At 65.2% G+C, this 1,738-nt stretch carries 3 protein-coding genes; all 3 read left to right on the forward strand.

The features are described 5' to 3' along the window. Positions 1–372: ATP-binding cassette domain-containing protein (locus EN893_RS32505; RefSeq protein WP_164901326.1), on the forward strand; the 372-nt coding region annotated here is incomplete at its 5' end. A 45-nt stretch (positions 373–417) separates the two neighbouring features. Next, on the forward strand, positions 418–1,584 hold the full coding sequence (locus EN893_RS32510; protein WP_127271797.1) for an ABC transporter substrate-binding protein: 1,167 nt from the start codon (positions 418–420) through the stop codon (positions 1,582–1,584). Positions 1,585–1,588: 4 nt separating this feature from the next. Further along, on the forward strand, positions 1,589–1,738 hold a 150-nt coding region (locus EN893_RS32515), incomplete at its 3' end, for an ATP-binding cassette domain-containing protein (protein ID WP_128362114.1).

The raw sequence follows: 1,738 nt of genomic DNA on the forward strand, positions 1-1,738 counted from the left end.
GCCGATCACCCGGCCGCCAGGCTTGCCTATGGCCAGCGCCGTCGGCTCGAAGTGGCACGCGCCCTGGCGTTGAAGCCGCGCTTCCTGCTGCTCGACGAGCCGGCCGCCGGCATGAACGCCGTCGAGACCGCCGAACTGGTTTCGATCCTCTCGACGGTCCGCACCGAGCGCCGCATCGGCATTGTGCTGATCGAACACGACATGCGGCTGGTGATGAACCTGTGCGAGCGCATCGTCGTCATCGATCATGGCCGCGTCATCGCCGACGGCACGCCGGGCGACGTTCAGAAGAACCCTGCCGTGATCGCAGCCTATCTCGGCAGCCGCACGGCGCGCGCCAAGACCGAAACGCCTGAAAACCAGACCGCATGACCCGCAACGACAGCCAACCATAAGAAATCCAGAAGGAGAACCGACATGCCAAGCCTCTATCGCCTCCATCGCGCCGCTTTGTGCGCTGCCGTGTTCAGCATCGCCGCCATTTCGACGGCCAGCGCCGAAGAGATCATCATCGGTGCCGCGACCGCGCAGACCGGCGGCCTTGCCCCTTACGACCAGCCGGCACTTGCCGGCCTGCGCATGTCGCTCGACGAGCTCAACGCCAAGGGTGGCCTCGCTGGCAAATACACCGTCAAGCTTTTGATCAAGGACACGCGCTCCGATACCGCGCAGACTGCCACTGTCGCCCAGGAACTGATCGACGCCGGCGCCAAGATCATGATCACGCCGTGCGATGCCGATCCCTCGATTTCCGCCGGCCAGCTGACCCAGCCGCTTGGCATTCCGACCCTGACGCTGTGCGGCTCCGCCCCGGTGCTCACCGGCGCGGTCGGCGACGTCATGTTCGGCACCTATCCGGCCGACAATGTGCAGGCGACGGCGGTCGCCGACTTCGCCGTCTCGGAAGGCAAGAAGAAGGTGTTCCTGCTGACTTCGCCGGACTCCACCTACACCGCCAATCTGCCGGAATATTTCGGCAAGGTGTTCGAGAAGAAGGGCGGCGCCATTGTCGGCCGCGGCACCTTCAGCATGGGCCAGCCCGATTTTTCCGCCGAGATCACCAATATCAAGGGCCTAGCCGACAAGCCCGACCTGATCATGACGGCGGCCTATGAGCCGGATTTCCCGGCCTTCATCCAGCAATTGCGTGGCGCCGGCGTCACCATCCCGGTCTATGGCGCCGATGCCATCGGCACGCCGACCATCAAGGCGCTCGGCAAATTGGTCGACGGCGTCGTCTACACCGCGGCCGGCTATGCCGAGCCGGGCAGCAAGCTCGAGGCCTTCAATACCGCCTTCACCAAATATGCAGGCCACGCACCGGAATCGACCTATGAAGTCAATGGCTATGAGATCGGCCTGATCCTCGACCAGGCGGTCAAGACGGCCGGCTCCGACGACCCGAAAGCGATCCGCGACGCCATCGCCGGCCTTAAGGATTTCGAAGGCATCACCGGCAAGATCACCTATGCCGGCACCGATCGCATGCCGCTGCGGCCGGTGGCGCTGATGCGCTACGAGGGCGGCGAGGGCAAGCATGTCCAGACCCTGATCCCCGACGCTGCCGACGTTCCGGCGCCGTGATGTCATGCTGAGCGTCGAAGCCCTGAAAATCCGGTACGGCGAGGTCGAGGCGGTGCGCCGCGTTGACCTCACCGTCGGCAGCGGCGAGATCATCGCGCTGGTCGGCGCCAACGGCGCCGGCAAGAGCTCGACGCTCGGCGCCGTCGCCGGGTTG

Origin of the sequence: Mesorhizobium sp. M7A.F.Ca.CA.004.04.2.1, assembly GCF_004022825.1 — a bacterium.
Classification (GTDB): domain Bacteria; phylum Pseudomonadota; class Alphaproteobacteria; order Rhizobiales; family Rhizobiaceae; genus Mesorhizobium.